Annotated in this window: 23 protein-coding genes and 3 pseudogenes; 11 read left to right on the forward strand and 15 right to left on the reverse strand. The window is 69.5% G+C overall.

Going from position 1 to position 26,747, the window contains the following annotated elements; translation table 11 throughout:
• Positions 1-116: 116 nt before the first annotated feature.
• Positions 117-560, reverse strand: a complete 444-nt coding sequence (locus tag FSYMDG_RS29990) for a hypothetical protein (protein WP_050803344.1) — start codon at positions 558-560, stop codon at positions 117-119.
• Between the two features lie 133 nt (positions 561-693).
• Positions 694-1,107 carry a hypothetical protein gene (locus FSYMDG_RS22755; protein WP_157490977.1) on the reverse strand — a complete coding sequence of 138 codons (414 nt, stop codon included), beginning with the start codon at positions 1,105-1,107 and terminating at the stop codon, positions 694-696.
• Here FSYMDG_RS22755 and FSYMDG_RS22760 point away from each other — a divergent pair.
• Both FSYMDG_RS22760 and FSYMDG_RS05735 read left to right on the forward strand, forming a co-directional pair.
• Positions 1,079-2,122: a hypothetical protein gene (locus tag FSYMDG_RS22760; RefSeq protein ID WP_050803346.1), complete on the forward strand. Its 1,044-nt coding sequence runs from the start codon at positions 1,079-1,081 to the stop codon at positions 2,120-2,122. The genes FSYMDG_RS22755 and FSYMDG_RS22760 overlap by 29 nt on opposite strands.
• A gap of 3 nt (positions 2,123-2,125) precedes the next feature.
• Positions 2,126-2,413: a hypothetical protein gene (locus FSYMDG_RS05735; protein WP_013872646.1), complete on the forward strand. Its 288-nt coding sequence runs from the start codon at positions 2,126-2,128 to the stop codon at positions 2,411-2,413.
• Positions 2,414-2,567: 154 nt separating this feature from the next.
• Here FSYMDG_RS05735 and FSYMDG_RS05740 read toward each other — a convergent pair whose 3' ends face one another.
• The 3 genes and pseudogenes from FSYMDG_RS05740 to FSYMDG_RS29120 all read right to left on the reverse strand — a co-directional run.
• Positions 2,568-3,335, reverse strand: coding sequence for an FkbM family methyltransferase (locus tag FSYMDG_RS05740; RefSeq protein ID WP_277602668.1), 768 nt, complete (start codon positions 3,333-3,335; stop codon positions 2,568-2,570).
• Positions 3,336-3,994: 659 nt separating this feature from the next.
• The gene (locus tag FSYMDG_RS29115; protein WP_347176454.1) at positions 3,995-5,419 is read right to left on the reverse strand and encodes an ABC transporter substrate-binding protein; all 1,425 of its coding nucleotides are present in this window, start codon (positions 5,417-5,419) and stop codon (positions 3,995-3,997) included.
• 48 nt (positions 5,420-5,467) lie between these two features.
• Positions 5,468-6,199, reverse strand: a pseudogene (locus FSYMDG_RS29120) (serine/threonine-protein kinase); the annotation flags it as partial.
• A gap of 1,130 nt (positions 6,200-7,329) precedes the next feature.
• Here FSYMDG_RS29120 and hpnH point away from each other — a divergent pair.
• Complete coding sequence (gene hpnH / locus FSYMDG_RS05750) at positions 7,330-8,334, forward strand: adenosyl-hopene transferase HpnH (protein ID WP_043605048.1); 1,005 nt, start codon at positions 7,330-7,332, stop codon at positions 8,332-8,334.
• A 255-nt stretch (positions 8,335-8,589) separates the two neighbouring features.
• Here hpnH and FSYMDG_RS05755 read toward each other — a convergent pair whose 3' ends face one another.
• On the reverse strand, positions 8,590-9,231 hold the full coding sequence (locus tag FSYMDG_RS05755) for a TetR/AcrR family transcriptional regulator (protein WP_013872652.1): 642 nt from the start codon (positions 9,229-9,231) through the stop codon (positions 8,590-8,592).
• Between the two features lie 317 nt (positions 9,232-9,548).
• Here FSYMDG_RS05755 and FSYMDG_RS05760 point away from each other — a divergent pair.
• Positions 9,549-10,430, forward strand: a pseudogene (locus FSYMDG_RS05760) (IS630 family transposase); the annotation flags it as partial.
• A gap of 32 nt (positions 10,431-10,462) precedes the next feature.
• Here the strand turns inward: FSYMDG_RS05760 and FSYMDG_RS05765 are convergent.
• Positions 10,463-11,359 (reverse strand): IS3 family transposase, encoded by an 897-nt coding sequence (locus FSYMDG_RS05765; protein ID WP_349304127.1) that lies wholly within the window; start codon positions 11,357-11,359, stop codon positions 10,463-10,465.
• Between the two features lie 11 nt (positions 11,360-11,370).
• Entirely contained in the window at positions 11,371-11,661 is a 291-nt protein-coding gene (locus FSYMDG_RS27965) for a transposase (RefSeq protein WP_043602641.1), read from the reverse strand.
• Here FSYMDG_RS27965 and FSYMDG_RS27970 point away from each other — a divergent pair.
• Together FSYMDG_RS27970 and FSYMDG_RS05775 are read left to right on the forward strand one after the other, a co-directional pair.
• Positions 11,659-11,934, forward strand: a pseudogene (locus tag FSYMDG_RS27970) (IS630 family transposase); the annotation flags it as partial. The gene FSYMDG_RS27965 and the pseudogene FSYMDG_RS27970 sit on opposite strands and share 3 nt — an antisense overlap.
• A 10-nt stretch (positions 11,935-11,944) precedes the next feature.
• The gene (locus FSYMDG_RS05775; RefSeq protein WP_013872655.1) at positions 11,945-12,502 is read left to right on the forward strand and encodes a PaaI family thioesterase; all 558 of its coding nucleotides are present in this window, start codon (positions 11,945-11,947) and stop codon (positions 12,500-12,502) included.
• A gap of 64 nt (positions 12,503-12,566) precedes the next feature.
• Here the strand turns inward: FSYMDG_RS05775 and FSYMDG_RS22770 are convergent, their stop codons facing one another.
• Together FSYMDG_RS22770 and ureG are read right to left on the reverse strand one after the other, a co-directional pair.
• Positions 12,567-13,811 (reverse strand): urease accessory protein UreD, encoded by a 1,245-nt coding sequence (locus FSYMDG_RS22770; RefSeq protein ID WP_013872656.1) that lies wholly within the window; start codon positions 13,809-13,811, stop codon positions 12,567-12,569.
• Between the two features lie 205 nt (positions 13,812-14,016).
• On the reverse strand, positions 14,017-14,883 hold the full coding sequence (gene ureG / locus FSYMDG_RS05785) for an urease accessory protein UreG (protein WP_083828156.1): 867 nt from the start codon (positions 14,881-14,883) through the stop codon (positions 14,017-14,019).
• A gap of 287 nt (positions 14,884-15,170) precedes the next feature.
• On the opposite strand from ureG, the gene FSYMDG_RS05790 reads away from it, so the two are divergent.
• Together FSYMDG_RS05790 and FSYMDG_RS22775 are read left to right on the forward strand one after the other, a co-directional pair.
• Entirely contained in the window at positions 15,171-16,259 is a 1,089-nt protein-coding gene (locus FSYMDG_RS05790; protein WP_013871712.1) for an IS630 family transposase, read from the forward strand.
• 391 nt (positions 16,260-16,650) lie between these two features.
• Positions 16,651-17,619 carry a hypothetical protein gene (locus tag FSYMDG_RS22775; protein WP_013872658.1) on the forward strand — a complete coding sequence of 323 codons (969 nt, stop codon included), beginning with the start codon at positions 16,651-16,653 and terminating at the stop codon, positions 17,617-17,619.
• A 226-nt stretch (positions 17,620-17,845) separates the two neighbouring features.
• Here the strand turns inward: FSYMDG_RS22775 and FSYMDG_RS05800 are convergent, their stop codons facing one another.
• Positions 17,846-18,667 carry an urease accessory protein UreF gene (locus FSYMDG_RS05800; protein ID WP_013872659.1) on the reverse strand — a complete coding sequence of 274 codons (822 nt, stop codon included), beginning with the start codon at positions 18,665-18,667 and terminating at the stop codon, positions 17,846-17,848.
• A 186-nt stretch (positions 18,668-18,853) separates the two neighbouring features.
• On the opposite strand from FSYMDG_RS05800, the gene FSYMDG_RS05805 reads away from it, so the two are divergent.
• Entirely contained in the window at positions 18,854-19,177 is a 324-nt protein-coding gene (locus FSYMDG_RS05805) for a type II toxin-antitoxin system CcdA family antitoxin (protein ID WP_013872660.1), read from the forward strand.
• Entirely contained in the window at positions 19,174-19,650 is a 477-nt protein-coding gene (locus FSYMDG_RS05810; RefSeq protein WP_013872661.1) for a PIN domain-containing protein, read from the forward strand. Before FSYMDG_RS05805 ends, FSYMDG_RS05810 begins: the two co-directional genes overlap by 4 nt.
• Here FSYMDG_RS05810 and FSYMDG_RS05815 read toward each other — a convergent pair.
• The 3 genes from FSYMDG_RS05815 to FSYMDG_RS05825 all read right to left on the reverse strand — a co-directional run bounded on the left by FSYMDG_RS05815 (position 19,635) and on the right by FSYMDG_RS05825 (position 22,172).
• On the reverse strand, positions 19,635-21,365 hold the full coding sequence (locus FSYMDG_RS05815; RefSeq protein ID WP_013872662.1) for an urease subunit alpha: 1,731 nt from the start codon (positions 21,363-21,365) through the stop codon (positions 19,635-19,637). The genes FSYMDG_RS05810 and FSYMDG_RS05815 overlap by 16 nt on opposite strands.
• The gene (locus tag FSYMDG_RS05820) at positions 21,362-21,718 is read right to left on the reverse strand and encodes an urease subunit beta (protein WP_013872663.1); all 357 of its coding nucleotides are present in this window, start codon (positions 21,716-21,718) and stop codon (positions 21,362-21,364) included. The genes FSYMDG_RS05815 and FSYMDG_RS05820 overlap by 4 nt, the downstream gene beginning before the upstream one ends.
• A 151-nt stretch (positions 21,719-21,869) precedes the next feature.
• Positions 21,870-22,172, reverse strand: a complete 303-nt coding sequence (locus FSYMDG_RS05825; protein ID WP_013872664.1) for an urease subunit gamma — start codon at positions 22,170-22,172, stop codon at positions 21,870-21,872.
• A gap of 329 nt (positions 22,173-22,501) precedes the next feature.
• On the opposite strand from FSYMDG_RS05825, the gene FSYMDG_RS05830 reads away from it, so the two are divergent.
• Entirely contained in the window at positions 22,502-24,256 is a 1,755-nt protein-coding gene (locus tag FSYMDG_RS05830; protein ID WP_013872665.1) for an adenine deaminase C-terminal domain-containing protein, read from the forward strand.
• 1,100 nt (positions 24,257-25,356) lie between these two features.
• On the opposite strand, the gene FSYMDG_RS05835 is transcribed toward FSYMDG_RS05830, so the two are convergent.
• Positions 25,357-26,700 carry a Rieske 2Fe-2S domain-containing protein gene (locus tag FSYMDG_RS05835; RefSeq protein WP_013872667.1) on the reverse strand — a complete coding sequence of 448 codons (1,344 nt, stop codon included), beginning with the start codon at positions 26,698-26,700 and terminating at the stop codon, positions 25,357-25,359.
• Positions 26,701-26,747: the final 47 nt, after the last annotated feature.

Here is a 26,747-nt window from a genome sequence, read left to right on the forward strand (position 1 = left end):
TTTGTGATGAGCGTGCTGCTGCAGAGCACGCTGTTCCGTCACGGCTCGGGTGACGCGGACGAGGCCGCCTATGTCATGCAGGCCAGGATGTTGCTGCACGGGCAGCTCACCCTTGATCAGAATCTGGCGGAGCCGTTCTTCCGCCCCTGGCTGACCGGCGTCCACGACGGGCGGGTGTTCACCAAGTACCTGCCGGGCTGGCCCGCGATGCTGGCCGCGTCCCAACTGCTGTTCGGGACGATGATCGTCGCTCCGGCGCTGGTGGCGGCGGCCTGGGTGATCGGGGTGTACCGCCTTGCCCGGGAGTTGTTCGACGATGTGGCCACCGCCCTCCTCGCCGCCGCGTTCCTGGCGTTCTCCCCGCTGGTGGTCGTGCACACGGCGCTGCCGATGGCGTACGCGTTCACCGCGGCGGCCCTGACGATCGCGATCGCCGAGGCGGCGCGCGGCACCCGCACGGGTTCGCGCCTGTCGCTGCTGGCCGGCGGCGTGGCACTCGGCCTCGCGGCGACGGCCCGCCCGTTCGACGCCCTGCTGGTGACGCTGCTCTGTGCGCTCATCGTGACAGCACGTTGCGTCACCGGCGTACCTTCCGTCGGTGCCCTTCTCACCGAGGGCCTTCCCGCCGGTGGCCTTCTCAGCGGTGGGCTTTCCGTCGGCGGGCGGCTGCTGGCGGGCCGCCGACGGCGGCTGTCACCGTGTGCCCTGCTGCGTCACACCTGGTGGATCGGGCTCGGGGCGCTGCCGTTCGCCGTGGCCGTGGCCGCCTTCTGCCGACATGTCACCGGATCGGTGCTGCTGCTGCCGCTGGCCGCCGCCGATCCGCTGGATCGTTTCGGTTTTGGTGAGCGCCGGATCCTGCCGTCCGAACCGTCGTTCCTCTTCACCCGCCGGCTCGCGCTGCAGGCGTGGGAGGAGACCGTCGCAGCCGCTCCCGGCTGGCTCTTCGGCGGCCGGGCGCTGGTCGTGCTCGCGATAGTCGGCCTGCTGGTGGCGGAGCGCCGCCGCGCCCGGCTGCTGCTCGCCGCCAACGTGCTGCTGGTCTTTGTCGCGTATTTCTCTCTGGTGGGGCAGCGCCATGGCGATGCCGAGCCTGCGCGACGGCATCGGCCCGCATTACCACATGGCGGCGCTGACACCCGTCGTCGTCCTCGCCGCCTCCGGGGCGTGCTGGCTGTGGCGCTGCCTGCCCGGCCGCTTCCTCCCGCGGCCGGCCCGTGGCCTGCCGGCCCGCGCGCTGGTGGCCGGCGGCTGCCTGCTGGCGCTGGCGGCGGTGACCGTACCCGCCATCCCCGGCAAGGTCCGGGTCCAGCGGTACGTGAACACGGTGGACGAGCATGTGCTCGGCCTCGTCCCCGACGATCTCGGCGGGCCTGCGGTCGTGATCGTCGCCCCGCCGCTCCCGAGCTGGTACACCCAGGTTCCCTACCATCTCCTGCGCAACAGCCCGGACCTGTCGGACGAGGTGCTGTACGCCGCGGACATCGGCCCGGCCATCGTGGGGCTCGCCGCACGGATGCCGGAGCGTCGGCTGTACCGGCTGCGCCCGGACGAACTGCCGGCCGCGGATGGGCTGCCAACCGCGGCCGAGCCCGGCAGCCCACGAGGCTCGTTCGTCGAGCTGCGCACGGTCACCAGTGGGACGATCAACGTCCGGGTGTCGGTGACCGTCCCCGCCGGCCATCCCTACGCGCAGCTCTACCTGCGTCTAGGCGACCGGGCGCAGACCTACCCGCTCGCCACCGGCACGGACGCCTCCGGCGCGGCACGCACGGTGACCTGGACGCTGGACGGACGCTCCGACTCCAGCCTGGGCGGGCTGCCGCGGCCCGGGGCGGGCGGGCCCGCCGCCGACACGGACCCTGCCGAGGTGGGCCCTGCCGCGGAGTTGGTTGTGGGGCTGGTCGCGGGCGGCACGCCCGATCTGGCCGGGCCGTGGCGGTGGGAGGAACGCATCCCCCTGCAACGACGATCCGACGGTTCCCTGGTCCTGCTGGCTCCCGGCGCGGGTTTCCGGCAGACGCCGGAACTCCCCGCGGGCGCCTGGGAGCAGGTCGCTCTGACCGGCACGCTCGATGTCGCCCTTGAGCCGATACCGCTCCCGGAACCGGCGAACCGATGACGGGTGCGTGGTAAGTATCCGGCGATCCTGTGGAAGGGCACACCGAGAAACCGCCCGGAAGCGCTGGCCAGAGCCGTGGTTGTCCTGACGGCCACCGCGCCCCACATGGCCGTCGACCTCGACGAAGCGGCGGCGCGCCTGCGGGTCGGTGGCGCGGGTGTGCTGGCCATCCCCTACGACCGGCACCTGGCGGCAGGCGGAAGGATCCAGGCGCCCCTGCTGGCGGAAACCACGCGGGAACGCACCGCCCGCCTCGCCGCCGACCTCCTCGACCGGGCCGTACGCAGCTGACCCCCACCGGGGCGCCCCAGATCTGCGAACGGAGCGATGACGTGGCTTTCGCCCCCGGGTCGCCTCTGTTTTTCGACGGCACGGCTCCGCTCGCGGTTGCCGGGCCGTTTTCCCGCGCTGGGATGCGGATCTGGGGTTTTGCCGGCTGTTCTGGCTAGCGGGAGGATGGTAGGAAAAGGATGGTGTTGACGTATCGGTGGCCGCTGCCGGTCAGTACCGCTCGAAGGTAGCCGTGGTGGGCCAACGGTGCCATTTCCCGCTGGTGGCCGACCAGATCGAAGTCGTCCAGTGGGCGCATTCTCCCGCGGTCGAGGAACCAGCCCCGGTAGTGCCAGCTCCGTAGCAGTTCCAGGGTCGCGGCCGCTGGGCTTCGGCTGTCCTCGATCTCGACGACGAGATTCGGGCGCCAGCGCCGGATAATTCCTTCCGCACCGCGTAGCACGGCGAGTTCGTGTCCTTCCACGTCAATCTTCACGAGTCCGACGTCGTCGACGTCGAGGCTGTCGAGACGGACCGTCTCGACCTTCACGGTGTGCTCGGTGTGTCCGGTACGCTCGGCGTGCCCGCAGCCCTGGGGGAGCAGGCAGGCGCGCCCTTCGGTGCCCCGGCCACCCGGTGGCAGCCACAGCTCGGCGAAACCCTCCACATCGGACGCGGCCTTCGGCACCACCGTGACGTTCGGCCGGCAGGTGCGGGTGACGAAGGCGGCCAGCTCGGGGTTTGGTTCCACCGTCACGACGCGGCGGGCGTGCCGCGACATCCAGTGGCTCCACGGGCCGTACCAGGCGCCGACGTCCAGGGCGGTCTGTCGCGGTGTGACAAATGTGCCCACCCGGCGCAGTATCGGTTCGAACCGGCGGTGGGCCACGGCGACCGCGGCCGCGAACATCCGGTCGGGGGCCAGTTCGGCGAGCACGTTCACGACAGTCAAGAACGGTTCCTTCCCGATGTGGTGGCCGCTGTTTTTGACCGCCGTTTCGGACACAGTTTCCCGGACCCGCTGAAATCGTCCGGAAAAAGCAGATCAAATATATTCTGGACAGCCCGTCATACCGCTGCTGGAGGACGCCGAAGTGAATGCGGAACGACGTGGAAGCAGTATGCCCGAACCTGGCCCAGGCAAGGGTGACCGCGGTGGGGAGGGTCGTGAACCGGGCTGACGGTCCGAAACGGCCGTCGGGCGTCCGGAATATTTACGATCATTCTTCTTTCGTGCCCGGTTCCGGGATCGCCGAAGCATTGTCCGGGTACGGATCGCCCGATTCGGGTGTGCCGGCGGCCGGATTTCTGGTGGATTCGGGGCGGGGCGGGGCGGGGCGGGGCGGGGCCGGGCCGGGCCGGTCGGGCCGTGGCGGGATGCTTTCCGTCCGTTTCGCCACCCGCGGAGCCCGGTCGCGGAACCGGCCTTTCGAACCGCGCCAACGGCGTTACGGGCCGGCCGGCTTTCGGGTGGGCGGCTCCGGGAGGGTACCGGCTCCCGCGGCAGTCGGTGCCCTGTGACGGTCGGCGGCCTGGTCAGATCAGACCCGGATCAGACTCGGATCAGACCCGGATCAGGCTCAGATCAGACCCGGATCAGGCTCAGATCAGGCGTGGCCACTCCTGGTACAGCTCCCGGAGCACGGACAGGTCGAACAGATGCCCGGCGACCGGCGCCGCCGGGCCGGTGGACAGCAGCCGGATGTTGGCCTCGATCAGGGCGTCGGTCATGGTGAACAGGCCGTCCCGGCGGGTCTGCGCCGTCTGGACAAGGTCGTTCAACGCCCTGTTCTCCGCCAGTTGTTCGCGGACGTCGAGCCGGAGCGACTTCGCGTAGACGTCGGTGGTGAGCTGGGCCGCGAGCATGGGGTCGGCCAGGTTCTGCTTCCAGCCGCGGACCTCGGCCGTGAGGAAGGCCTTGACCGTCCCGCGCGCGGCGGTGAGCGCGTCGGCGGTCACGACGTACACGTTGGAGACCAGCGGATACCCGTGATCCGCGAGCAGGAACGTCGAGCAACCGATCCCCTGCCGGGCGAGGGCCACCGGCACGTCGGCGACGGAGGACAGCGCCGCGTCGACCTGCCGCTGCGTGAGGGCCTGCGCGAGGGCCTGCGCGTGATCGGGGACGACGACCTGCCGGACCGCTGTCGCGGGAACTCCCGCGGCGGCCAGGAACGACGCCCAGACGGCCGCGCTGCCCATGGCTGTCGCGACCCGCATACCGATCATTTCCTGTGGTGTCCGGATCGGCCGGTCCCCCAGGGAGACGATCGCCCAGGGGGACTTCTGCCGCTGGGCGCCGATGATCCGCAGCGGCGCGCCGGCCGCGGCCTCACGGGCGACGGCGTCCGTGGTGGTCACTCCCACGAAGGCCGCGCCCGAGGCCACCGACGCCGTCACGCTGGGGAAGTGTGGCCCGCTGCCGTGGAAGCGCGTGGACGTGAAGCCCGCTTCACGGTAGTAGCCACGCTGATCGGCGACGAGTGAACCAGCGAACTCGACGCCGGGCGTTCCCGGCAGCCCGAACGTGAGCGCCTCCGGTCCTGCCGCGCTCCCGGCCGCCGTCCCCGGGCGGGTGGGCTCCCGCAGTCGCCGTACCGCCCACCCGGCCGTCCCGGCGCCCACCCCCAGACCTGCCGCGGCGATGCCTGCGAGCAACAGGCCTCGGCGGGAGGGCTGGCGCTGGCGGTCTGCCGAGCGCCTCGTCCGACCGGGCCGCGGACGGGGCCGCGGCGGGTGCGGGCCGTTCCAGATGGGCTGTTCGATGGTGGCCGGGTCGCTGTAGGACGGCTCGGTGGGTGCCCGCCGTGGCGCTGTCTCCTCCCACGGCGCGGGCTGCGCCGCGTCAGTGGCCGGCAGCTCGATGCCGATCGTGTCAAGCTCGTGGACGGTGTACTCGTAGTCACTGGAATATGGCCGGTCGGTCAGCGCGCAGGACATGGTCGGGGCCTCGTAGAAGGCTTTCGCGGCCGGCCAGGCGTTGGTCGTCGGCGCGACGCTCATGGCCGACCAGTCGTTCGAGGTCATCAGCGGGCCCGGTCGCGCGGCGCGCAGCAGAGCCTGCAACTGCCGGCGGATGCGCTCCGCCGGCGGGCGGGCGGACGGTTCCTTGGCCAGGATCGGGCTGAGCACCGAGTAGGCCCGGGTGGCCCGTGTCGGTACGGTCGGGGCTTCGTAGACCACGGCGTGCATGGTGGCGAAGGTGGTGTCCCGCCCGAACGGGGAGATGCCCTCCGTGGCATGCAGCAGAGTCGTCGCCAACGAGAACAGATCGCTGGCGGGTCCGCCCTCCTCACCGCGGATGCGTTCGGGAGCCATGTAGGCAGGTGTGCCGACCAGGCCGCCCGCGGCGGTGATCCGGTGATCGGTCTCGTAGACGGCGATCCCGAAGTCCGTGAGCCGGACGGTCCCGTCAGAGGTGATCAGAACGTTGGACGGCTTGACGTCCCGGTGCAGAACGCCTTTGCGGTGACCGTGCGCCAGCGCGTCCAGCAGGGCGATACCTATCCGGGCGACTTCCCGTTCGTCCAGTGCGCCGTCGCGCGCGATCATTGTTGCCAGTGAGTATCCGGATACCAGATCCATGACGATCCACTGCGCATCGTGATCCTCGACCAGGTCGTGAACGGTGACCACATGGGGATGGACGCCGAGCCGGGCGGCGTTACGCGCTTCACGGCGGGCACGTTCGATCAGCATCTCGCGGTCACGGACCGGGAGATGGTCAGGAATACGGATCTCCTTCAGCGCACGTTCGACATTGCTGTCGGTGTCGAACGCACGCCAGACCGTTCCCATCCCCCCCGAGCCGAGCCGAGCCGCTCGACGAGCCGAAACCGCCCGCCGACCAGATGCGTGACCAAGTGCCCGCCTGGTGTCATATGCCCGCCTTCGCCCTCGCTGCGCAACACGTGCTCAACCCCATGTGACCTCCGTGCCGATGTCCTGTTGCTTTTCGCCGATATTAGGCGTCGGGACCGGCGCCCTTTGGTCGACGGGTTCGCTGACCCGCCGGCGGGGCCCACGCACAACTTCCACCAGGAATATGATGGACCAGCGATACGGGCCGCCTGTCACTGATTTGAGGAAGCGCGGGTTCCACGGCGATGGGTTCCATGGCGATGGTATGCGTTCCACCCTGGGAACTCTGTGACTGAGATAACCTCTTGTTTGGCGTTCGGGTGGCTGCCTGGCCAGGATCTGGCAGGTATGCGGCCCGTTCGGCAGGCGGGCCGGTCGGGTGACCCGTCGATTAAACCGTTATCTCAATGCACTGAAAAGGAGTGGAGTGTGTTGCGGGCGCAACCGGCCCACCCCTGATGGTTTCCGGAGTTGATGGTTTTCGGGACTGTCGTGCTTGTGGGTGACCATACTCACGCCGCCATGTCCGGTGGCGCCCGTGTTCTCCGGAGTGTCCATGTTCACAGTGCCGCGTTGTTCACAGGCCCGCGTGCGCAGTGTCGCGTTCGCGGTGACCGCGCCCACGCCCACGTTTCGTTCGCGGGTGGCCATGCTCACGTCCGGGTGCTCGTGTCCGGGGTGTGGGGCGGGTCCCGGGGCCCGGCGCGTCGTGGCCACGGGACCGTGTCGGCGATGTCTTCGGACCCGCGTGACGTGGCCGTCACCGCCGATGGTCCGCGTCGGCGGTGGGCTGTCAGGTCCGCCACGGGTGCGCCCTCCGGCCCTGCCAGGCACGCCCCGCATGTTGTCGGATGCGTGACAGATGATCTGTCTGGTTGCCGACGCGGCCGCGTAGCCACCTCGCTGACCTGCGATGACAGATGCCGCTGCCGTAGGGGTCACCTGGCCCGCCCCGGGCGGACAGTGGCCGATCCGACGTCCACGACGGACATACAAGCTGTACGTACACCCTGTATGTTCTTGTGATGGAGCGGCCGTACGGCCGTACGACGTCGACGCCGAAGGGCGGTATTGCCGTGGCGGTGGAGTGGCGCTACTCGTTGCGGATAGGGACGTACCTGGCCAAGCAGAAAGTGCTGCGGCGCAAGCACTTTCCGCTTGTTCTCGAACTTGAGCCCCTGTTCGCGTGCAATCTGTCGTGCACCGGTTGCGGGAAGATCCAGCACCCGGCTTCCGTTCTCAAGCAGCGGATGAGTGTCGAGGACGCCATGGCCGCTGTGGAGGAGTGCGGCGCGCCGGTGGTCGCGATCGCCGGTGGTGAGCCGCTGATGCACCCGCAGCTCGACGAGATCGTCCGTCAGCTCGTTGCTCGCAAGAAGTTTGTCCTGCTGTGCACCAACGGCCTGTTGCTCCGTAAGAAAATGGCGAAGTTCACACCGTCGCCGTATTTCACCTTCATCGTCCACATCGACGGGCTGCGGGAGCGGCACGACGCGGTGGTGGAGAAGAACGGCACCTTCGACGAGGCGATCGCCGCGATCGCGGAGGCCAAGGCCGCGGGCTTCCGGGTGGGCACCAACTCCACCTTCTTCAACAACGACAGCCCGCAGGACGTCATCGACGTGCTGGCCTACCTCAACGACGAGGTGAAGGTCGACCAGATCCAGCTCTCGCCCGCCTATGCCTACGAGAAGGCCCCTGACCAGGAGCACTTCCTCGGGGTCACGCAGACCCGCGAGCTGTTCTCCAAGGTCTTCGCCGACGGCCGGCGCGCCAAGTGGCGGCTGAACCACTCGCCGGTGTTCCTGGACTTCCTGGAGGGCAAGCGCGATCTCTCCTGCACCGCGTGGGGTATCCCGAGCTACTCGCTCTTCGGCTGGCAGAAGCCCTGCTACCTGATGAGCGACGGATACGTCTCCTCCTACAAGGAGCTGGTCGAGACCACCGACTGGGACGCCTACGGCCGGGGCAAGGACCCGCGCTGCGCGAACTGCATGGCGCACTGCGGCTACGAGACCTCCGCGGTGCTCGCCACCACGTCCTCGCTGAAGGAGTCCCTGCGCGCCATGCGCAGCGTCTGACCGGCAGCGGCGTCTGAGCGGCGGCAGTGCCGACCGGTAGTGGTCGGTAGTCGTCCGCCGATGGGTAGTCGTCCGCCCGATGGACGACTACCCATCGGCGGACAGCCCCTGCTCCGAACGTATTTCTTTACATAATTCCTGTCGGGAGCTGGCCGCGTCGATCGTGGCTGGCTCCTCGTCGTGCGCGGATTCAGGGTGACCGCTGCGAGAGCGCCGGTACACAGGCCCTGGAGATGACCCACGGACGGAGACGACCTACGGAACGGCGTTCTTCGCCACCAGGCCGTCCTTCGCTTCCAGGCCGACCAGCAGGCGGTCCAGCACCTCACCCGCCTCCCGGCGCGCCTGCGCCGGGTCACCGGCCCGGCCGATCAGCAGGCTCGCCTCGGACAGAACGGCCGCCAGCACCCGGGTGAGGGGCATGACGGGCAGCGGGTCGATCCGGCCCTCCTCGATGGCCCGGGTCAGCCATTCGGCGAGCAGCCGGTAGCCGTAACGCTCGACCAGGACGTCCCATGCGTCATGCCCGAGCACGGCCGGGCCGTCGACCAGGACGATGCGCTGGAAGTCACTGTCGGTGCAGATGTCCAGGAAGGACTGAAACCCGGCGCGCAGCTGTTCCCAGGCGTCCGTGTCCGACTCGTCCGTGGCCCGCTTGAGCTCGGTGGTCACGAGCTGTTCGGCGACCTCGAGCGCGACCTGCTCCATGACGGCGCCGAAAAGATCCGCTTTGTCGCGGAAGTGGTGGTAGAGGGCGCCGCGGGTCACCTGCGCGTCGGCAACGATCTCCTCGGTGCCGGTGGCGGCATAGCCCTGGGTGCCGAACCGTAGCCGGGCGGCGGCCATGAGAGCCTGCCGGGTGGCGGCTGGATGCTCACTCCCGCCGGCTCTGGCCATTCGTCGATTATGTTGCACTCAGTCCTCTAATGGGCGAGTTAAACCGTAGGAATGTTTGTCACTGTGCTAGAGTCCGTCAAATACTTTTGATCATATAACGCTATCGGCCGGTCGCGCCATCGTCAGACTACGGCCGGTCTCCTTCACGATGCGCCCACGCTCGCACATGCGCCGGATCCGCGCGACCGCCGCATAATCACGGGCCGCCCACATCGCCATCCACAAGGCCGCCCACAAGGCCGCCCGCAACGACCAGCATCCACCGGACACGATCTAGTGTCCTGAGTCGTTGGTTCGTGTGCAGATAGAATGGGCTGGTGTCTGGCCCGAGCGCGGATCCCATCGAGTTGTCGTCTGCTGAGCGTGCGGTGCTGGAGGGCTGGGCCCGACGGCGGAAGACCGCGCAGGCGCTGGCGTTGCGCTCGCGGATCGTGCTGGCCTGCGCGGACGGTGGGACGAACTCGGGGGTCGCGGCCGAGCTCGGGATCACCCGGGGAACGGTCGCGAAATGGCGGGAGCGGTTCGCGGTCGACCGGCTGGAGGGCCTGTCAGACGAGGCACGTCCGGGAGCGCCTCGGAAGGTCACCGACGCCCAGGTCGAGGCGGTGATCGCGAGGACGTTGGAGGAGAAGCCACCGAACGGCGATACCCATTGGACATCGCGGTCGATGGCGAGGGCCAGTGGGCTGTCGCAGTCGACGGTGTCACGGATGTGGCGGGCGTTCGGGTTGAAGCCGCATCTGGTCGAGACGTGGAAGCTGTCCACCGACCCGCTGTTCGTGGACAAGGTCCGTGACGTGGTCGGGGTCTACCTCGACCCGCCGGAGAAGGCGATCGTGCTCTGCGTCGACGAAAAGTCGCAGGTGCAAGCTTTGGATCGCACGGCACCGGTGCTGCCCCTGATGCCGGGTACCCCGCAGCGGATGACCCACGACTACGTCCGCCATGGCACGACCAGCCTGTTCGCCGCGCTCGACCCGACGTCCGGGTCGGTGATCGCGCAGACCTTCCGGCGGCACCGTCACCAGGAGTTCCTGCGCTTCCTCAAGCTGATCGACTCCTCGGTCCCGAAGGGCTACGACCTGCACCTGGTCCTGGACAACTACGCCACCCACAAGACCCCGGCGGTGAAGAACTGGCTGCTGCGCCACCCCCGCTTCCACCTGCACTTCACCCCGACCTCGGCGTCGTGGATGAACTGGAGGGTTCCCACTTTCGTGGACAGTCCTAACTATGCAGCACGAAGTGTTTGTCCGTCAAATTCTTCCTCGAACTCGACAGGCGTGAGATAGCCGATCGAGGAGTGCAACCGCTGCCGGTTGTAGTAGATCTCGACATATTCGAAGATCCCCGCCCGGACGCGGTCTATGGTATCGAACGGGTGGAGGTGGACGAACTCCTTCTTGAGGGTGGCCCAGAAGGACTCCGCCGCGGCGTTGTCGAAACAGATCCCGGTACGGCCGACGGAGTTTCGGACGTTGTTGTCGCGACAGAAGGCGACGAACTCACGGCTGGTGTACTGACCGCCTCGGTCGGCGTGGAATATGACGCCGCCGGGTGGCCGCCGGCGGGTGACGGCCATACGAAGCGCGTCGAGAACGAGTTCGGTGCGCATGTGATCGGCGACCGCCCAGCCGGCGATCTTCCGAGAGAACGCGTCGATGACGGAGGCCATGTACACCCAGCCATCCCAGGTGCGAATATATGTTATGTCGCCGTACCACAACTGGTTCGGTGCGGACGCGGCGAAGTCTTGGCCGACAAGATCAGGCAGCGATGAGGAGTCCGCGGCCTGCACCGTCGTCACCGGCCGGCGGGGACGCGGATGCACGCTGACCAGGCCCATCGTCGCCATCAGCCGCTGGACCCGCTTGTAGGCGACGGCGACGCCCTGGCGGCGGATCTCGTGGAAGATCCGCCGCACGCCGTACCGCCCCTCGTGACGGTCGAAAACAGCTCTGATCATGGTCGACAAGGTGGCGTCGTCCTTCTCCCTCCGAGACGGGCCGCGTTTCTTCCACGCATAGTAGCCCTGTCGGGACACGTCGAGTTTCTTGCACATGTAGTCGACGGGAAAGGTGTTCGCGCCGTCGGCGGACACAGGCTTCTTCGGAGCGTGTATCGAGATGAACTCGAACTTTACTTCTGCTCGCTCGCGAAGAAGCTCGCCGCTTTTTTTAGGAAGGCGATGTCCATCTGCGCCTGCGCGTACTTCTTCCGGAGCTCCTCAAGTTCCGCGCGCTCCGACACCGACAGCGGCCGCTCCTCGGTCTCGCCGTTCTCCTTCGCCTTCTTCACCCAGTTTCCCAACGTGGTCTCGTGGATACCCAGACTCTTCGCGACCTCGGTCACCGACCGGCCCGAGTCGAGCACCAACCTTACTGCCTCGGATTTGTACTCCTGGGTGAACTTCCGGCGAGCTGACCCCATGACGCTCCTTCCCTATGGACAGCGAACCTCAGGTTCGCTGTCCACGGAAGCGGGATCACTCCAAACCTGGTCGAGCGCTGGTTCGCGGAGCTGACCACCCGCAAGCTGCGCCGATCGACGCACCGCTCGGTCGTCGAACTCGAAGCCGACATCCGCCGATGGATCAACGCCTGGAACAAGGACCCGAAGCCGTTCGTCTGGGCCAAGACCGCCGACGAGATCCTCGAGACCCTCGCCGCCTACTGCCAGCGAATCAACGACTCAGGACACTAGTCTCGGCATCATGACGACAATCGAGCCGCCCACAACGACCCCGGCCTGGGGTGAGCCACGCAGCAAGACCGTCACCTGGCATGATCCACTGCTCACCGCCGCGGTGGGGCGGACGATGAACGGTCTGGACTTTCTCCTGGCGATCCGGGACGGTCGGGTGCCACCTCCGCCGATCACCGCTCACTTCGACTTCGGGATCAGCGAGGTTGCCGAGGGCGACGTCGTCTTCAGATGTCTTCCGGACGAGTCCGCCTACAACCCTCTCGGCACGGTTCACGGCGGCCTTGTCTGCACTCTGCTGGACACGGTCGCCGGATGCTCCGTGCACACGACGCTGCCGGCCGGCCTCGGGTACACGTCCATCGAAATCAAGGTCAACTATCTTCGTCCGGTACGGGTGGTCAGCGGTCGTCCCGCCGAACTGACCGCGCACGGCTGGGTCACCAAACCCGGCCGTCGGGTCGCGTTCGCCGAAGGGGATGTCCGCGACGCCGCCGGCAAGGTGGTCGCCACCGCCAGCAGCACCTTTCTGGTCTTTCCGCTCGAGAGCGACGCTCCAGGCGCGTAGCGCGGGCCGTTCACGCGGTCCTGCCCGTTTGCGGGAACACGGCTGCTTGCGGGAACACGGCTGCCTACGGGGAGGCGGCTGCCTGCGGGGGGACAGCTGCCGCCCCGGTGTCCAGGCAGCGCCGGAGAGCGACCGTGCCGGACGCCAGAGCGCTGACGAGGACACCCGGCCCGGCCAGGGGGAGCGCGGCGAACGTCCCGGTGCCGCTACTGGCATCGGCGCCGCTGCCGGTGGGGTCGGTGGGGCTCCCGCCGCCGGTGGGGCCGATGGTGCCGGTCGTGCCGGCGGGCAGGCCCAGCCCGTCCGGGCCGGGGCCGGCGATCAGCAACGCGCCGATCACACGGGCGCCGCCGAGGACCGCCGGCCCGTGCAGGCCCGGCGCCGCCGCATCCAGGCACAGGGCCTGCCGGAGCAGCGGCCGGGCGCTCCGGACCCTCCGACCAGCGCCGTCGTTCCGCCGGATGTCGCCCGCTCCGGCGTTGTCGGCTGCCCCGGCCGTGCCACCGCCCGGGCGGCTGCCGGTGTTCGTGTCGATGCCGTCCGTGCCGTTCCGGACGCCGTCCGGGATGCTCCTGACGTCGTCCTCGGCACTGCCGGTGACGTTGGCAGCGCTGCCCTCGTCCGCGGTGTCGTCCTCGACGTCGACCCGCAGGGTGGACGAGATCGAGCCGGGCGGCTCCCCGAAACGCCCGAGGACGATCTCCTCCCGCCACAGCAGGCGGGCGTCCGCGGCGAGCCTGATCGTCGCTCGCATCAGGTGCCGGCATCCGTGGGCGGCCACGGTCGGCTCGGGCAGGTACTCCAGCGCGCCGCCCGGCCCGACATCGGCGTGGACGTCGAACAGCGACGGCCGCTCGTCGCGCCCGGGCAGCGCGACGGTCGCGGCCGTCGTGCGCAGCACCAGCCGGACCCCCGCGCCGACCGTGACGTCCAGCCGCAGCTGGTCACCGGCAAGCGGCCCGGCCGCGGCGTTCACCAGATACACGGTGACGGTCGGCAGCCCGTCCCCGGGCCGTGTCCGGCTGCCCGTACGCCGCAGGACCAGCGGCACCTGCGACCTCAGCTCGCTGACCCGCACCCCGGCAGCCTGAATCCGGCCGTCCCGGATCCGCCTGTCGTGCGGCCTGCCACCAGCTTCGTGGTTGTTGGCCCCGTTGCCGTGGATCCGGCTGTCGATCCCGTTGCCGCGAGTCTCGCGGGGGTCGCGCTTACTGCCAGTTGTGACTGGTTCGATCCGGATGACCGCGTGCGCACTGATCGACGTTCGGCCGATGCGTGCCGGTGGCCGTCCTGGCCCGATATCGATCATCCCGGTGTCCGTTTTCTTTCCCTTCCGTCCGTGGCCTTGTCCTTGATGGCCTTGTCCTTGATGACCTCGTCCCTGATGCTGTCGCCAACCAGCGCTGACGGGACCGACCGGGCCCGCGGCACGAGCGGCTTCAGCCGGCAGGATGTGGTGCGGCGGGGTGCGTGCCGGGTGGCGCGGGGGCTGGTCGGGTGTGGGCCGGGCGGGTTCAGGACAGTCGGCCTGGGGCGGCGGTCTGGGCCGCCAGGTGATCCGAAGGCCGCGGCGGGCCGTGCGGTGCGGGAGCCGCGTGCGCCGCCGCAAGCACCCCGAGCACCCAGTTGGCCACCTCGGCCGCTCCTGGTTGCGCCGTCAGCGAGGTGAACAGCACCGGACGGTCATGGCGGAGCCGTTCGGCGTCCCGGGCCATGACGTCGAGGTCCGCGCCGACGAGCGGTGCGAGATCGGTCTTGTTGATGACAAGAAGGTCACTGTTGGTGACGCCCGGGCCGCCCTTGCGGGGCACCTTGTCGCCGCCGGCCACGTCGATGACGAATATCTGCCGGTCGACGAGGCCGTAACTGAAGGTCGCGGTCAGGTTGTCGCCGCCGCTTTCGACCAGGACCAGGTCGAGCGGGCCGAAGTCCGCCTCCAGGTCCTCGACGGCGTCCAGGTTCGCGCTGATGTCGTCCCGGATGGCGGTGTGCGGGCAGCATCCCGTCTCGATCGCGCGGATGCGCGCCGGGTCGAGCACACCGGCCGCGCGCAGGAAGTCGGCGTCCTCGGTGGTGTAGATGTCGTTGGTCACGACCGCGAGCCGCAGGGTGCCGGCAAGGGCCCGGCACAGCGCCGCGACCAGCGCCGTCTTGCCGCTGCCCACCGGCCCACCCACACCGATGCGGACCGCCCGGCCGTCCGGCCGAGCCCCCGGGCGTGCTTCCGGCCGCACGTCTCCGACTACGCTCGGCCGCGCTGCCGGCGGCGTCGGCGGAGACGTTGGCTGCTGTGCCGCTTCGGACGGGTGCCCGGCACCGGTACGCCGGGCCGGGCCGCCGCCCGCCGCGGGGGACGTCTGAATGTCGTGCTCGCGATGCATCCCTACACCTTCCCGAACTTCTCCCGGCCTCGCACCCACGCCCGCACTGCCCTCCAGGCAGGCCGGCCAGAAGAGGAACGCTTCCCACCCCGCCCCCGCGCCCACATCCGCACTCGCGCCCGCGCCCGCCCCCGCACGGTCTGCCGACCGCTGCGGCCGCCCTTCCACCCCAGGCACCCTCGCGCTCACCATTCGCGCAAGATCATGATCGTTGATGTTGTCAACCAGCCATTAGTTTTCCCTCTAGTGTCCTGAGTCGTTGATTCGTGTGCAGATAGAATGGGCTGGTGCCTGGCCCGAGCGCGGATCCCATCGAGTTGTCGTCTGCTGAGCGTGCGGTGCTGGAGGGCTGGGCCCGACGGCGGAAGACCGCGCAGGCGCTGGCGTTGCGCTCGCGGATCGTGCTGGCCTGCGCGGACGGTGGGACGAACTCGGGGGTCGCGGCCGAGCTCGGGATCACCCGGGGAACGGTCGCGAAATGGCGGGAGCGGTTCGCGGTCGACCGGCTGGAGGGCCTGTCAGACGAGGCACGTCCGGGAGCGCCTCGGAAGGTCACCGACGCCCAGGTCGAGGCGGTGATCGCGAGGACGTTGGAGGAGAAGCCACCGAACGGCGATACCCATTGGACATCGCGGTCGATGGCGAGGGCCAGTGGGCTGTCGCAGTCGACGGTGTCACGGATGTGGCGGGCGTTCGGGTTGAAGCCGCATCTGGTCGAGACGTGGAAGCTGTCCACCGACCCGCTGTTCGTGGACAAGGTCCGTGACGTGGTCGGGGTCTACCTCGACCCGCCGGAGAAGGCGATCGTGCTCTGCGTCGACGAAAAGTCGCAGGTGCAAGCTTTGGATCGCACGGCACCGGTGCTGCCCCTGATGCCGGGTACCCCGCAGCGGATGACCCACGACTACGTCCGCCATGGCACGACCAGCCTGTTCGCCGCGCTCGACCCGACGTCCGGGTCGGTGATCGCGCAGACCTTCCGGCGGCACCGTCACCAGGAGTTCCTGCGCTTCCTCAAGCTGATCGACTCCTCGGTCCCGAAGGGCTACGACCTGCACCTGGTCCTGGACAACTACGCCACCCACAAGACCCCGGCGGTGAAGAACTGGCTGCTGCGCCACCCCCGCTTCCACCTGCACTTCACCCCGACCTCGGCGTCGTGGATGAACCTGGTCGAGCGCTGGTTCGCGGAGCTGACCACCCGCAAGCTGCGCCGATCGACGCACCGCTCGGTCGTCGAACTCGAAGCCGACATCCGCCGATGGATCAACGCCTGGAACAAGGACCCGAAGCCGTTCGTCTGGGCCAAGACCGCCGACGAGATCCTCGAGACCCTCGCCGCCTACTGCCAGCGAATCAACGACTCAGGACACTAGGGCCGCGCATCCCCCGTCGATCATGTTATTGAGTGCGGAAGTGGCTGCCAGGACAGCCGCTTGATCCCTCGATCGTGTGACATGGCAATTTTGATCGCGAACGAAGGGTGGAACGGTTCCGGTTCGGCGTGTGGAGGCGCGGCGTGGGAAACGCGAGGCGGTGGGTGTCGGCGGAAAGTGCGTCGCCGCTCCATTCACGACTCCCGCGACGGCGGGGCCGGATAGGGCGATCTCCGGGGAGTCGGGGGTGGGCGCGGATTGCTGGTGGTGGGGGTTGGGTGGTCATTCCGTTGGCTGGCTTCTGAGGGGAACCGGCGGGGGTGTCGGTTTTCGGGCGGCCCGGGGGCGTGGTGGGTACGATGCGATCACTGCAACCGAGTCGGGGACGGTCATGGGAAGCGTTCGACGTACGCGTCTGCTGGGCGCGTCCGCGGCATGGGGCGTCCTGGCACTCGTCATCGCCATCGCGTTCATCGTCGACGGTGCATCCGATCCCACGGCCGGCTCCGGGGGGTCGAATTCCTCGTCGGGAACGGGCTCCATATCGAAACCGGCGCTGGCGCCGGACGAATACCAGGCCGTGTTGACCAGGGTCGAACAGGCGGTACGCCCCGCCGTGGACCGGCTTCTGGCGGCGACCACGCTCGCGGAGGTCGACTCCGCGCGGATCGACCTCGCCACGGCACTGCACCAGCAGTGGGATTACGTCCAGACGATCACACCGCCTTACCAGGCCCGTGAGCAGCACGGTATGTTGGAAAGCGCTCTCCTCGTCTGGAACAGGCTGGAGAAGGACATCTCCTCGGCGGACGTGGCGAAACTGAATTCCTGCGGCGTACAGAACGCACTACAAACGCAGTTGTACGAGGCCAAGCGAGATGTCTACCGGGCGGTGAAGTCCGGCACCTACAAGACGGCCATGGCGAGTTTTTCCGAGATTAATCTGAAGTTCGGTGGACTGATGTTACCGCTGGAGCCGGCGGCCCCTCAGATCACCGATCGGCGCGCGGCCAACGGCGCGATCGTCCAACGATCCGGCCGGCGAGGGTACGGAAGCCTGCGGATCAAAAACAGCGATGTCACCGACGTCGCCGTCCTGGTGGCCAACGGAGACCCGTCAGACCCTCAGCTCACTGTTTACGTGCGGAGCAACACCAGCGCCACGGTGACCGGGATCGCCGGCACCTACTGGGTCTACTTCAAATCCGGCAGCGACTGGGACGCCGCCCGCCGCGGATTCACCCGGGACTGCTCCTTCGAGAAGTTCGATGACTCGTTCGACCCGAACACGAACTGGGAGATCAGTCTCGAGAAGACCTCCACCGGCAACGCCACGACCAGCACGGTCCCCGCATTCTAGAACCACGATCGGTATCGTTCCCACCGTAGTTCCCTCGCTGGCTGCCCCCATGGCGGAATCTGTAGACACGCGCCGGCCCGCCCGGCGTCGACAGGCAGACCCGTGGCCACAGTCAGAGAAAATCTGGCCGCTGCCAGGAACGCTATGAAGCCCACCACGAACAGCACGAAACGTCGCGGATTTATCGGGAAGCTATTCGGACACTGACCGTTTCGATCGGGCTGGGTCAGGAGGCGAACATGCGGGTTTTGGTGGTGTGGTGGTGTTCGGCGAGGAGTTCCAGGCGGGGGGCGGTGGTGGCGGGGAGGTCCGCCGGGGGGTGGTTCGACAGGGCGGTCGCCTCGGTGGCGGTGCGGTCGACGGCGGGGGTGAGGCGGGTGAGCAGGGCGGTGACCGCCAGTGGGTCCAGGCCGAGCAGGCGGGTCGCGGCCGAGGCGGGGCCGCTGACCGTGCTGTAGGCGACGGCCAGCGCGGCGTCGGCGGGGGAGAGGCCGGCGTGCGCGGCGACCAGGCCGAACGCGACCGGATGGTGCGGCGCCGGGACCGGGCAGGACAGCCCTGGCCAGGCGGCGCGGCCCGCCCGCAGCAGTGCCCGGCCCTGCGCGCGGCTGGCGGAACGCTGCGCCGGCGACGGCGTCCGCGCGTCCAGCTCGACGTCCAGTTCGATGATTGCCCTGGTCGGTGTCGTGACGGTGCCGGCGAGGTCGGTATCGGAGGAAGTAGCGATCTCCTCCGGGTACGGCCGGTTTGACGACGGTCGGTCTGACGACGGCTGGGGCGGCGCGGCCGATGGCCGTCCCGAAATAGTGATCGGGAGGTTCCCATCCGTATGCGGGCTGCGAGTCAGCCGGCAGGTGGCGGCGGCGAAGGCGGCGGAGACCAGGCCGGTCGTGGCCAGCCGGCCGCGCAGGAAGCGTTCGAGATCGGCGAGGTCGGTGACGCTGCCGTCGACGGTCGCGGCCTCGATCCCGCCGGAGTGCGCATGACCACCCGCTGGCAGCCGCCCGTCCGCCAATAGCAACAACGCCGCCCGGCTCGCGTCCACCATCAGGTGTCCTCTCCTCCCAGCAGCGGGCGTCCCAACGTGGCGAGCATCCCAACAACCGCCAACGGCGAACGGCCGTGAGTGACCATCACACTCCCGCAGCGCGTTCCGCGGGGCACGCAGGCCGTCCGCACCGACTGCCGTTGGCGGCAGAGCGACATCGCGGTACGACAGCAGTAGCATCTTGGTATGACGCTGGCGAAACGCAAGGTCTCGGTCACCCTCGACGCCGACCTCGTCGCGGCGGTCGAGGCAGCCGGCGAGAACCTGTCCGCCCAGGTGAACACAGCGCTCCGAGACGAACTCGCCCGGCGCCGCCGGCACCGGGCGCTCGGCGACATGCTCGACCAGCTCGCCGCTGAGCGTGGAGCGCTCGACACCGCCGAGGATCAGGAAGAAATCGCCAGATTCATGCGTCTGCTGGGCGGCACAAGCGATAGCCCAGTTTCGAGCTCGAACGCCCTGCCAGGTGCTGCGGACAGTGTGGCAGGCCGGCACGGAACGCAGCTGTGACGCGAGTCGTCCTGGACGCGGAGGCCGTGAACGCTCTGGTACGAGCCGACCATCCCGCCGAGCGGACGGTACGTCATGCCATGACGGCGGCACATCGACTGCGCCGGGACGTGGCGGTGGCTGCCGTAACCCTTGCGGAGCTCTACCGGGGTGCCGGCCGCAGCCGGGCACTGGACGCAATGCTCGCTCGGGAAGCACCCGACGGGCTGCTCGTCCGGAACACCGATCGTGACCTGGCCCGCCTGGTAGGCGCGCTGCTCGCCGAGGCCGACCTGGGATCGGACTATCTGGCGGACGCGCATGCGGCTGCTGTCGCGGTCGAGGCCGGCGGCGGAGTCGTCCTGACCGGTGATCCCGGTGATCTGACCCGCCTGGCCGGCATCCATCGGACGGTGGTCGTTGAGCCGCTGGCCAGTGTGGACGGAGCATTACAGCGTGGACGCCGACGGGAGAGGAATCAGAAGAGGAAATAGCGCTGGGCCATGGGGAGTTCGGCTACCGGGGCGGGTTCTATCGTGTCGCCGTCGACGGTGACGGTGAATGTTTCCGGGTCGACGTGGATGTCGGGGGTGGCGGTGTTCTCGGGCAGGTCCGCCTTGCCGCGGCGGCGGACGTCGGCGACCGCGGCCATCGGTTTGGCCAGGCCGAGGCGCGCCGGCAGGCCGGCGTCGAGGGCCGCGGGGGCGACGAACGACAGTGACGACGCCGCGGCCGGGCCCGCCGCCGCCCCCCACATCGGGCGCGGCAGCACCGGCTGCGGGGTGGGGATGGAGGCGTTCGCGTCGCCCATCGCCGCCCAGGCCACGAACCCGCCCTTGATGACGACGGCCGGCCGGACGCCGAAGAACGCCGGATCGTAGAGCACCAGGTCGGCGAGCTTGCCCGGCTCCACCGAGCCGATCTCGGCGTCCAGGCCATGCGCGACGGCCGGGCAGATCGTGTACTTGGCGACGTACCGGCGGGCGCGGGCGTTGTCGGCGCGCCCGTCCCCGGGCAGTGGGCCGCGCCTGGCCTTCATCACGTGCGCGGTCTGCCAGGTGCGCAGCACGACCTCGCCGATGCGTCCCATGGCCTGCGAGTCCGAACCGATCATCGAGATGGCGCCGAGGTCGTGCAGGACGTCCTCGGCGGCGATCGTGGACGGCCGGATGCGGCTCTCGGCGAAGGCCAGGTCCTCGGGCACGGTCGGATTCAGATGGTGGCAGACCATGAGCATGTCGAGGTGCTCGTCGAGGGTGTTGACGGTGTGCGGGCGGGTCGGGTTCGTCGAGCTCGGCAGGACGTTCGCTGCCGCGGCCACGGTGATGATGTCCGGGGCGTGCCCACCGCCGGCACCCTCGGTGTGGTAGGCGTGGATGGCCCGGCCGGCGATCGCGGCCAGGGTGTCCTCGACGAAACCGGCCTCGTTGAGGGTGTCGGAGTGCAGCGCGACCTGCACCCCGGAGGCGTCCGCGACCCGCAGGCAGGCGTCGATCGCCGCCGGTGTGGAGCCCCAGTCCTCGTGCAGTTTGAAGCCGGCGGCACCGCCGCGCAGCTGCTCCCACAGGGCGCCCTCACCCACGGTGTTGCCCTTGCCGAGCAGGACGACGTTGACCGGCAGCGCGTCCATCGCCGACAGCATCCGGGCGAGGTTCCACGGGCCGGGGGTGACGGTCGTGGCCTTGGTGCCCTCGGCGGGCCCGGTCCCGCCGCCGATCAGGGTGGTGATGCCGGCGCCGAGGGCTTCGGGGACCTGCTGCGGGCAGATCAGGTGGACGTGGCAGTCCACCGCCCCCGCGGTGAGGATCTTCCCGTTGCCGGCGAGGATCTCCGTGCCCGGTCCGATGACCAGGTCGGGATGGACGCCGTCCATGATGTCGGGGTTGCCGGCCTTGCCGAGCGCGACGATCCGCCCGTCGCGGATGCCGACGTCGGCCTTGACGACCCCCCAGTGGTCGAGGACGACCGCGCCGGTGATGACCAGGTCCGGGGCGCCTTCGGCGCGCGACGCCCGGGCCTGCCCCATGGACTCCCGGATCACCTTGCCGCCGCCGAACACCGCCTCGTCGCCGGTGCCGGCACCGGCGGGCCCGCGGCTGCGGTCCTCGGTGACCTCGATGAACAGGTCGGTGTCGGCGAGGCGGACGCGGTCGCCGACGGTCGGCCCGTACAGGTCGGCGTAGCGGGCCCGGTCGAGGTGGCGGCTCACGGGCGCGCCCCGCCCCGGCCCGCGCGGCGATCCAGCGGGCCGGCCGATTCGGGGCGCAGGCCGGGCACCAGCAGCCGGCCGCCCAGCGGGACGAGATCCACCTCGCGTTCGACGCCCGGCTCGAACCGGACGGCGGTGCCGGCCGGGACGGCCAGCCGGTGTCCCCAGGCGGCGTCCCGGTCGAACTGAAGAGCGGGGTTGGCGGCGGCGAAATGGTAGTGCGACCCGACCTGCACAGGACGGTCGCCGACGTTGCGCACACGCAGCGTCAGCACCGGCCGTCCCGGGTTGATCTCCACCGGGTCGTCGTCGTGCCGGATCTCGCCCGGCCGGATACCGGTGCCCGCACTCATCGGACCGGCCCGCTCACCGAAGGTCCCGGAGGATGCCCGGGCCTTCGGACCGGGGAGGAATCCGGCCTCCCGTGGAGCGAACCGCGAACCTCGACAACGCGAACCCGCTTTCGTGTAGCTGGAATCCCCCGCGTTCACGCGGGGGAGGACGTCAGGGGATCGGCTCGTGGACGGTGACCAGCTTGGTGCCGTCCGGGAAGGTCGCCTCGACCTGGATCTCGCGAAGCATCTCGGGGACGCCGTCCATGACGTCCTCGCGGGTGAGCACGGTCCGTCCGGCGGACATCAGGTCGGCGACGCCGCGGCCGTCCCGGGCGCCTTCGAGCAGGAACGACGTGATGACGGCGGTCGCCTCCGGATGGTTCAGCCGCAGGCCGCGGGCCCGCCGTTCACGGGCGAGCCCGGCTGCCACGTGGATGAGCAGCCGTTCCTGTTCGTGCGGGCTGAGCAGCACGGTGGCGAAGTCTAGCGGTCACAGGTACGTCACGGCCACGCAGTGCCGCCCGGACGCGTCTCCGGGGTGCGTCGTCGTGATGTCCGGAATCTCTTGAAAAGCCCACTGTTGTGACTATCAGCGCCGAATCTGTGACGGCCACGTTAAAAGGCGCTGGTTTGCGGGCGCCGCCGCGGATGTGGCGGCACAGTTAGCGGCTATGCCGCGTCCGCGTACCCGGTGCGGGGCCGCGGGGCCGCGCCAGGGCGTAACGTACGTCACATTGCCGAGCGACTTCTTAGCGCAGGGTCATGCCCCATCCTCGTCCAAACGGTGTCTGCGGAGGGTTCATGACCACCGAGCGTGACCGCCAACAGGGGTGGTCCGCGCGCGGACCCGAACCGGTGACCTGTCTGCCGGAAAGGCCCTCGGCCGAGCACGGCCACCGGCCGCGGCGCGCGGCTGTCCCCGGCGCTGCCGCTCTCGCCCCGAGCGCGGCAGAACTCCAGCGCCTGCGCAGGGTCGCGGACGGTCAGGAGGAGGCGGACCTGATCGTCCATGGCGGCACGCTGGTCGTCGTCCACACCGGTGAGCTCCAGCGCCGTGACCTGCTGATCGTCGGACGGTTCATCGCCGCGGTGACGCAGCCCGGGGCGTTGGGGGCCCGCCGGGCGCTGGACGCGTCCGGCCGCTATCTCCTGCCCGCCTATGTCGACGAGCGCATCCGGGTCGAACAGACCCTGCTGACCCCCGGTGAACTCGCCCGCGTCGTCGTACCCCGGGGAACGGTCACCCTGCTGGCGGACACCAGCGGGTTGACCGGGTTGTACGGGCCGCGCGGCGGACAGCTCGTCACTGCCACCCGCACCCCGGCACGCCTGCTGGAAACACTGCCCGTGACATCGGCCGTACCGCCCATGCCTACGGGGAGGATGACGATGGTGCCGCGGCAGCCAGGCTCCTTACCCGCATCCGCCGGAGGAACATCACTGGACGTCACCGGCATGGCCGGGAGGCTCCCCGTGGGGCCCGAGCCCGCCGGGCTCGCCGAGGCCGGGCCCGTACCAGGGCCCGTATCCGGGTCGGTATCCGCGCCGGGGCCCATGTCCGGCTCCGGGCCGGCATCGGCGTCGGCGGGCCCGCCGGTCGGGCGAACCGCTGACGACGGCACCTGGGAGGCTCTGCTGGACGCCGCCGGCGGGCGCACGGTCATCGATCTTGCCGTGCACGGCCATCTCGACCGGGACGTCCGCCGGGCGGTCGCAGCGGGCATGGCCCCGATGACCGCCGTCCGCATGGCCACCCTTGCCCCGGCCCGTCGCCACGGCCTGGAGCACCTGCTCGGGTCGCTCACACCGGCGCGTCTGGCCGACATCCAGATCGTCAGCGAGATCGCCGGATTCCAGCCGCCGGAGGTCGTGCTCTCCGGCGGGCGGCTGGCCGCGGAGCGGGGCCGCCCGCTGTTCGACAACCTTGACGTCGTCCCCGCCTGGGCTCGGGAACGGCTGTCGCTGCCCGCCGGCCTGCACAGCGGGTCGTTCACCGTGCCGGCGGCGTCCGTCGGCCCCGCCGGTCGGGGCGTGAACGCGGTCGAAGTATTCCTCGCGCAGAGTGATTTTCCGGGTGTTGAAAGTGTCGCGGTGCGGCCGGTCGCCGTCGATGGCGCCACCGGTCGCGTTGAAGCGGATCCAAAACATGATCTTTTGAAGGTGGCCCTTGTCACCTGCCGCGTGCATCGGGACCGGCCCGCCGGGATACGGGTCGGGCTCATCCGCGGGATCGGCCTGCGCCAGGGCACGATCGGGATGACCACGAGCGTGGCACCCGGTGACCTGGCCATCATCGGGGTCGGCGACCACGACATGATGACGGCCGCCCGGGCGCTGGAGGGGATGGGCGGCGGTTTCGTGGTGGTCGACCGCGGCTGGGTACTCGCGGCCTGCCCGCTGCCGGTGGCCGGCGTGATGAGCGACGCCCCCTGGGACGCCGTGCACGACCAGTTGGACGGCGTCAACGCGGCCGCCGCGGCACTCGGTTGCACGCTCGCAGCACCGTTCCTCACCCTCGCGTCGTTGGGCCAGCGGCTCTGCCACCCGCTCTCCTGACGGAACGTCCACCCGCTCTCCCGGCGGAACGGTCCGCCCGCCTCCCCCCGCGACGGCCGGAGCCGGTGTGGGCCTGACACTTCTGCTCGGTGCGTGTGGTGGATCCACGCCGTTGTCCTCCGTGGAGGCCGAGCCGGTGACAGCGGTCGAGGCCGCGCCAAGCATTGCGCCGGTCGATCTGCCAACCGATCTGGCACTGCCGTCGCGGACGGCTCCTCCGGCGGTGGAGACGGCGGCTCCCCAGGTTGCCACGACCGCGACGGCGGGAGTGGAGGCCCTGAAGGGAACGGTCGTCCCCGCGGGCTTTCCGTTCCCGAAGGGAGCTGTCTCCACGGTCTCGGTGTCCAAGCCCCAACGTGCGACGATCTCGTTGCGTGATGTGACACCTACTGCGGCGGTCCAGTTCTACCGACAGGCGCTGCCTGCCGCCGGCTACAAGTCCTGCAGTAGGGCGGCTCGGACGGCAGGACGAAGCGCACCTTCGAGGGAAAGGGCCAGGGCATCCAGTTCCTCGCGGGCGGTGACGGCAGTCCGGATCTTGTCCTGCTCCTCTTCGACAACCTGTAACAGCGGAATGCGTAGGTGGAAAATGCTGCTGTAACAACGGTTTCCACCTACGGACGCGGAAGCTGTAGGTGGAAACCGTCGTTGTGGTGATAGTTTCCACCTACGGCTTCCGCTGCAGGAGTGCCGCGGGCTGACCGTTGCGGTGGCGGCGTGATCCCGCAGAGCGCGGTCCCGGAGAGAAGGACGTTGCCGGGGAGAAGATCCGACCTTGGTCGCAGTGTTCTTTTCAGGTGTCCCGGGCGGTTGTCGTAACCACGGTGGTTGTTGAGGCGACTACTGGTCGCGGAACCGTGGGCACCTGGTTTGAGCTGGCGTTTCGTGCCGCTGACCGCCGATTTGGAAAGGCGGCGGCCAGCAGCGGTGCGCACGGGTCAAAAGGTGGGGTGGGTGTAGGCGGCCGCGGAGCGGACGGGAAGATAGCGGATGGGAGGATAGCGGTACCGGGATTCCGGTCGTCCTTGTGTACGTGCGTTCATTACGTGCCGGTGTGCGCGCACCTGCCGGCAGTCGGTATGAGCCGATGACGGGCTGGCTCACGGGCAGACGGCTCGGGTCGGAGAGGTCGGAGAGGTCGGGCGGGCCGGGTTGGGAAGATCAGGGGCGGGAACCTGCCCTCGCGCGACGGGCGTAGCGGAGGATGCCACCGGGCCGGTCGCGCGCCGGAGCCCGCTGGGTTCGTTCAGCCAGCGCGGCCAGCGTGGACAGTGCCCGCCGCAACGCGATCCCGACGGTATCCGCGTTTGCCTGGGCGTCACCGGGCGCGCCGCCCGTGGGCATGTCGGCATCCGTGCCGGTGCTGCCGGTGTGCCGGTGGCGCCGCGGTCGGTGGTTGCCAGGGGCAGGCCGTCCAGTGGGTGTCTTTCCCGCGCGGCGAGATGCAGATCCATGATCATTTGCTCGGCGCGCGCGGCCGCGGCCAACCGGTCGGGGCTCCCTGCGCAGTCGTTGCGGAACAGGCGGGCATAGATGCGGGTGGACGTGGCGTCCTCGGGCTGCAGGCAGAAGAAGATCGTGCTGGTGATCCCGGTGTCGGGCCAGCGCAGGACCAGGCGGAGCTGGAACGGTGGCCGGTAGACACAGGTCGACAGGTGACGGCGCCCGCTCCACGGCCGCGGGCCAGCCGTCGTCGTCACCGGCTCCGCGGAATTGGTGACTGTCTGCTCCATCCGTAGGCGGAATCCATTGCCATCGGTAGTGATGTCACGGCGAAAAGTGATTGTTTGTTCGCCTGTGCCGCCCGCGCCCGCGCGGATCGGGCCGGTGCGGACCGGGTCGGCGCAGACCAGGCTCGGATGGACGAACGGCAGGTTCGCCGCATCGAGGAGATCGTCGGTGAGCACACCCGCGCATGCCCGGCTCCGGCTGACGTCCAGCCATCGGGAGACGAAGATGGGGTTGTCCGTCTCGGGCAGGTCGATGATGTCCGCGAACGGTTCCTCGGGGGCGATCCAGATCAGCCCGTGGCGTTCGGTGGCGCCCCACGCCGAGGTGGCCCGGGCGCGTTCCGACCAGGAGGCGTCCGAGCCAGACATGGGCCCCGAACCGGGCACAGGCCCCGAACCGGGCACGGACTGCGAACCGGGCACGGACTGCGGGTCGGGCACGGGCTGCGGGTCGGGCATGGCTGTGCATGCGCCGGACGCGACGAAACGCCAGCCGTGGTAGGCGCAGACCCGCCGGGGGCCGTCGACACGGCCGGCCGCCGGCGGCGTCAGCAGATATGGACAGTGGTCGGCAAGGGCCATCACCCGGTTGTCGAGGCGGGCGATCACCCATGGTTCGCCGAGGAGCCGTACGGACACCGGCTCGTCACCGATGTCCGACGACCGCGCGACCGGATGCCAGCCGTGTCGCAGCGAAGGATCCGTGTTCGTCATTCGTGGGCGGACGTCGACCACCTCCTGGGAGAAGGGGCTGCCGGGGC

This window comes from Candidatus Protofrankia datiscae (assembly GCF_000177615.2).
Lineage (GTDB): Bacteria > Actinomycetota > Actinomycetes > Frankiales > Frankiaceae > Protofrankia > Protofrankia coriariae.

What these genes read in the sequence shown, in the direction of transcription:
- FSYMDG_RS05805 (WP_013872660.1), top strand. Translation starts at nt 18,854, where the DNA reads ATGACGCTGGCGAAACGCAAGGTCTCGGTCACCCTCGACGCCGACCTC.
- FSYMDG_RS05830 (WP_013872665.1), top strand. Translation starts at nt 22,502, where the DNA reads ATGACCACCGAGCGTGACCGCCAACAGGGGTGGTCCGCGCGCGGACCC.
- FSYMDG_RS22775 (WP_013872658.1), top strand. Translation starts at nt 16,651, where the DNA reads ATGGGAAGCGTTCGACGTACGCGTCTGCTGGGCGCGTCCGCGGCATGG.
- FSYMDG_RS05835 (WP_013872667.1), bottom strand. Translation starts at nt 26,700, where the DNA reads ATGACGAACACGGATCCTTCGCTGCGACACGGCTGGCATCCGGTCGCG.
- FSYMDG_RS05775 (WP_013872655.1), top strand. Translation starts at nt 11,945, where the DNA reads ATGACGACAATCGAGCCGCCCACAACGACCCCGGCCTGGGGTGAGCCA.
- FSYMDG_RS05755 (WP_013872652.1), bottom strand. Translation starts at nt 9,231, where the DNA reads ATGGCCAGAGCCGGCGGGAGTGAGCATCCAGCCGCCACCCGGCAGGCT.
- FSYMDG_RS29115 (WP_347176454.1), bottom strand. Translation starts at nt 5,419, where the DNA reads ATGACCTCGAACGACTGGTCGGCCATGAGCGTCGCGCCGACGACCAAC.
- FSYMDG_RS29990 (WP_050803344.1), bottom strand. Translation starts at nt 560, where the DNA reads ATGAGCGCACAGAGCAGCGTCACCAGCAGGGCGTCGAACGGGCGGGCC.
- ureG (WP_083828156.1), bottom strand. Translation starts at nt 14,883, where the DNA reads ATGCATCGCGAGCACGACATTCAGACGTCCCCCGCGGCGGGCGGCGGC.
- FSYMDG_RS05800 (WP_013872659.1), bottom strand. Translation starts at nt 18,667, where the DNA reads ATGGTGGACGCGAGCCGGGCGGCGTTGTTGCTATTGGCGGACGGGCGG.
- FSYMDG_RS22760 (WP_050803346.1), top strand. Translation starts at nt 1,079, where the DNA reads ATGGCGATGCCGAGCCTGCGCGACGGCATCGGCCCGCATTACCACATG.
- FSYMDG_RS22755 (WP_157490977.1), bottom strand. Translation starts at nt 1,107, where the DNA reads ATGCCGTCGCGCAGGCTCGGCATCGCCATGGCGCTGCCCCACCAGAGA.
- FSYMDG_RS05820 (WP_013872663.1), bottom strand. Translation starts at nt 21,718, where the DNA reads ATGAGTGCGGGCACCGGTATCCGGCCGGGCGAGATCCGGCACGACGAC.
- FSYMDG_RS22770 (WP_013872656.1), bottom strand. Translation starts at nt 13,811, where the DNA reads ATGATCGATATCGGGCCAGGACGGCCACCGGCACGCATCGGCCGAACG.
- FSYMDG_RS27965 (WP_043602641.1), bottom strand. Translation starts at nt 11,661, where the DNA reads ATGGGGTCAGCTCGCCGGAAGTTCACCCAGGAGTACAAATCCGAGGCA.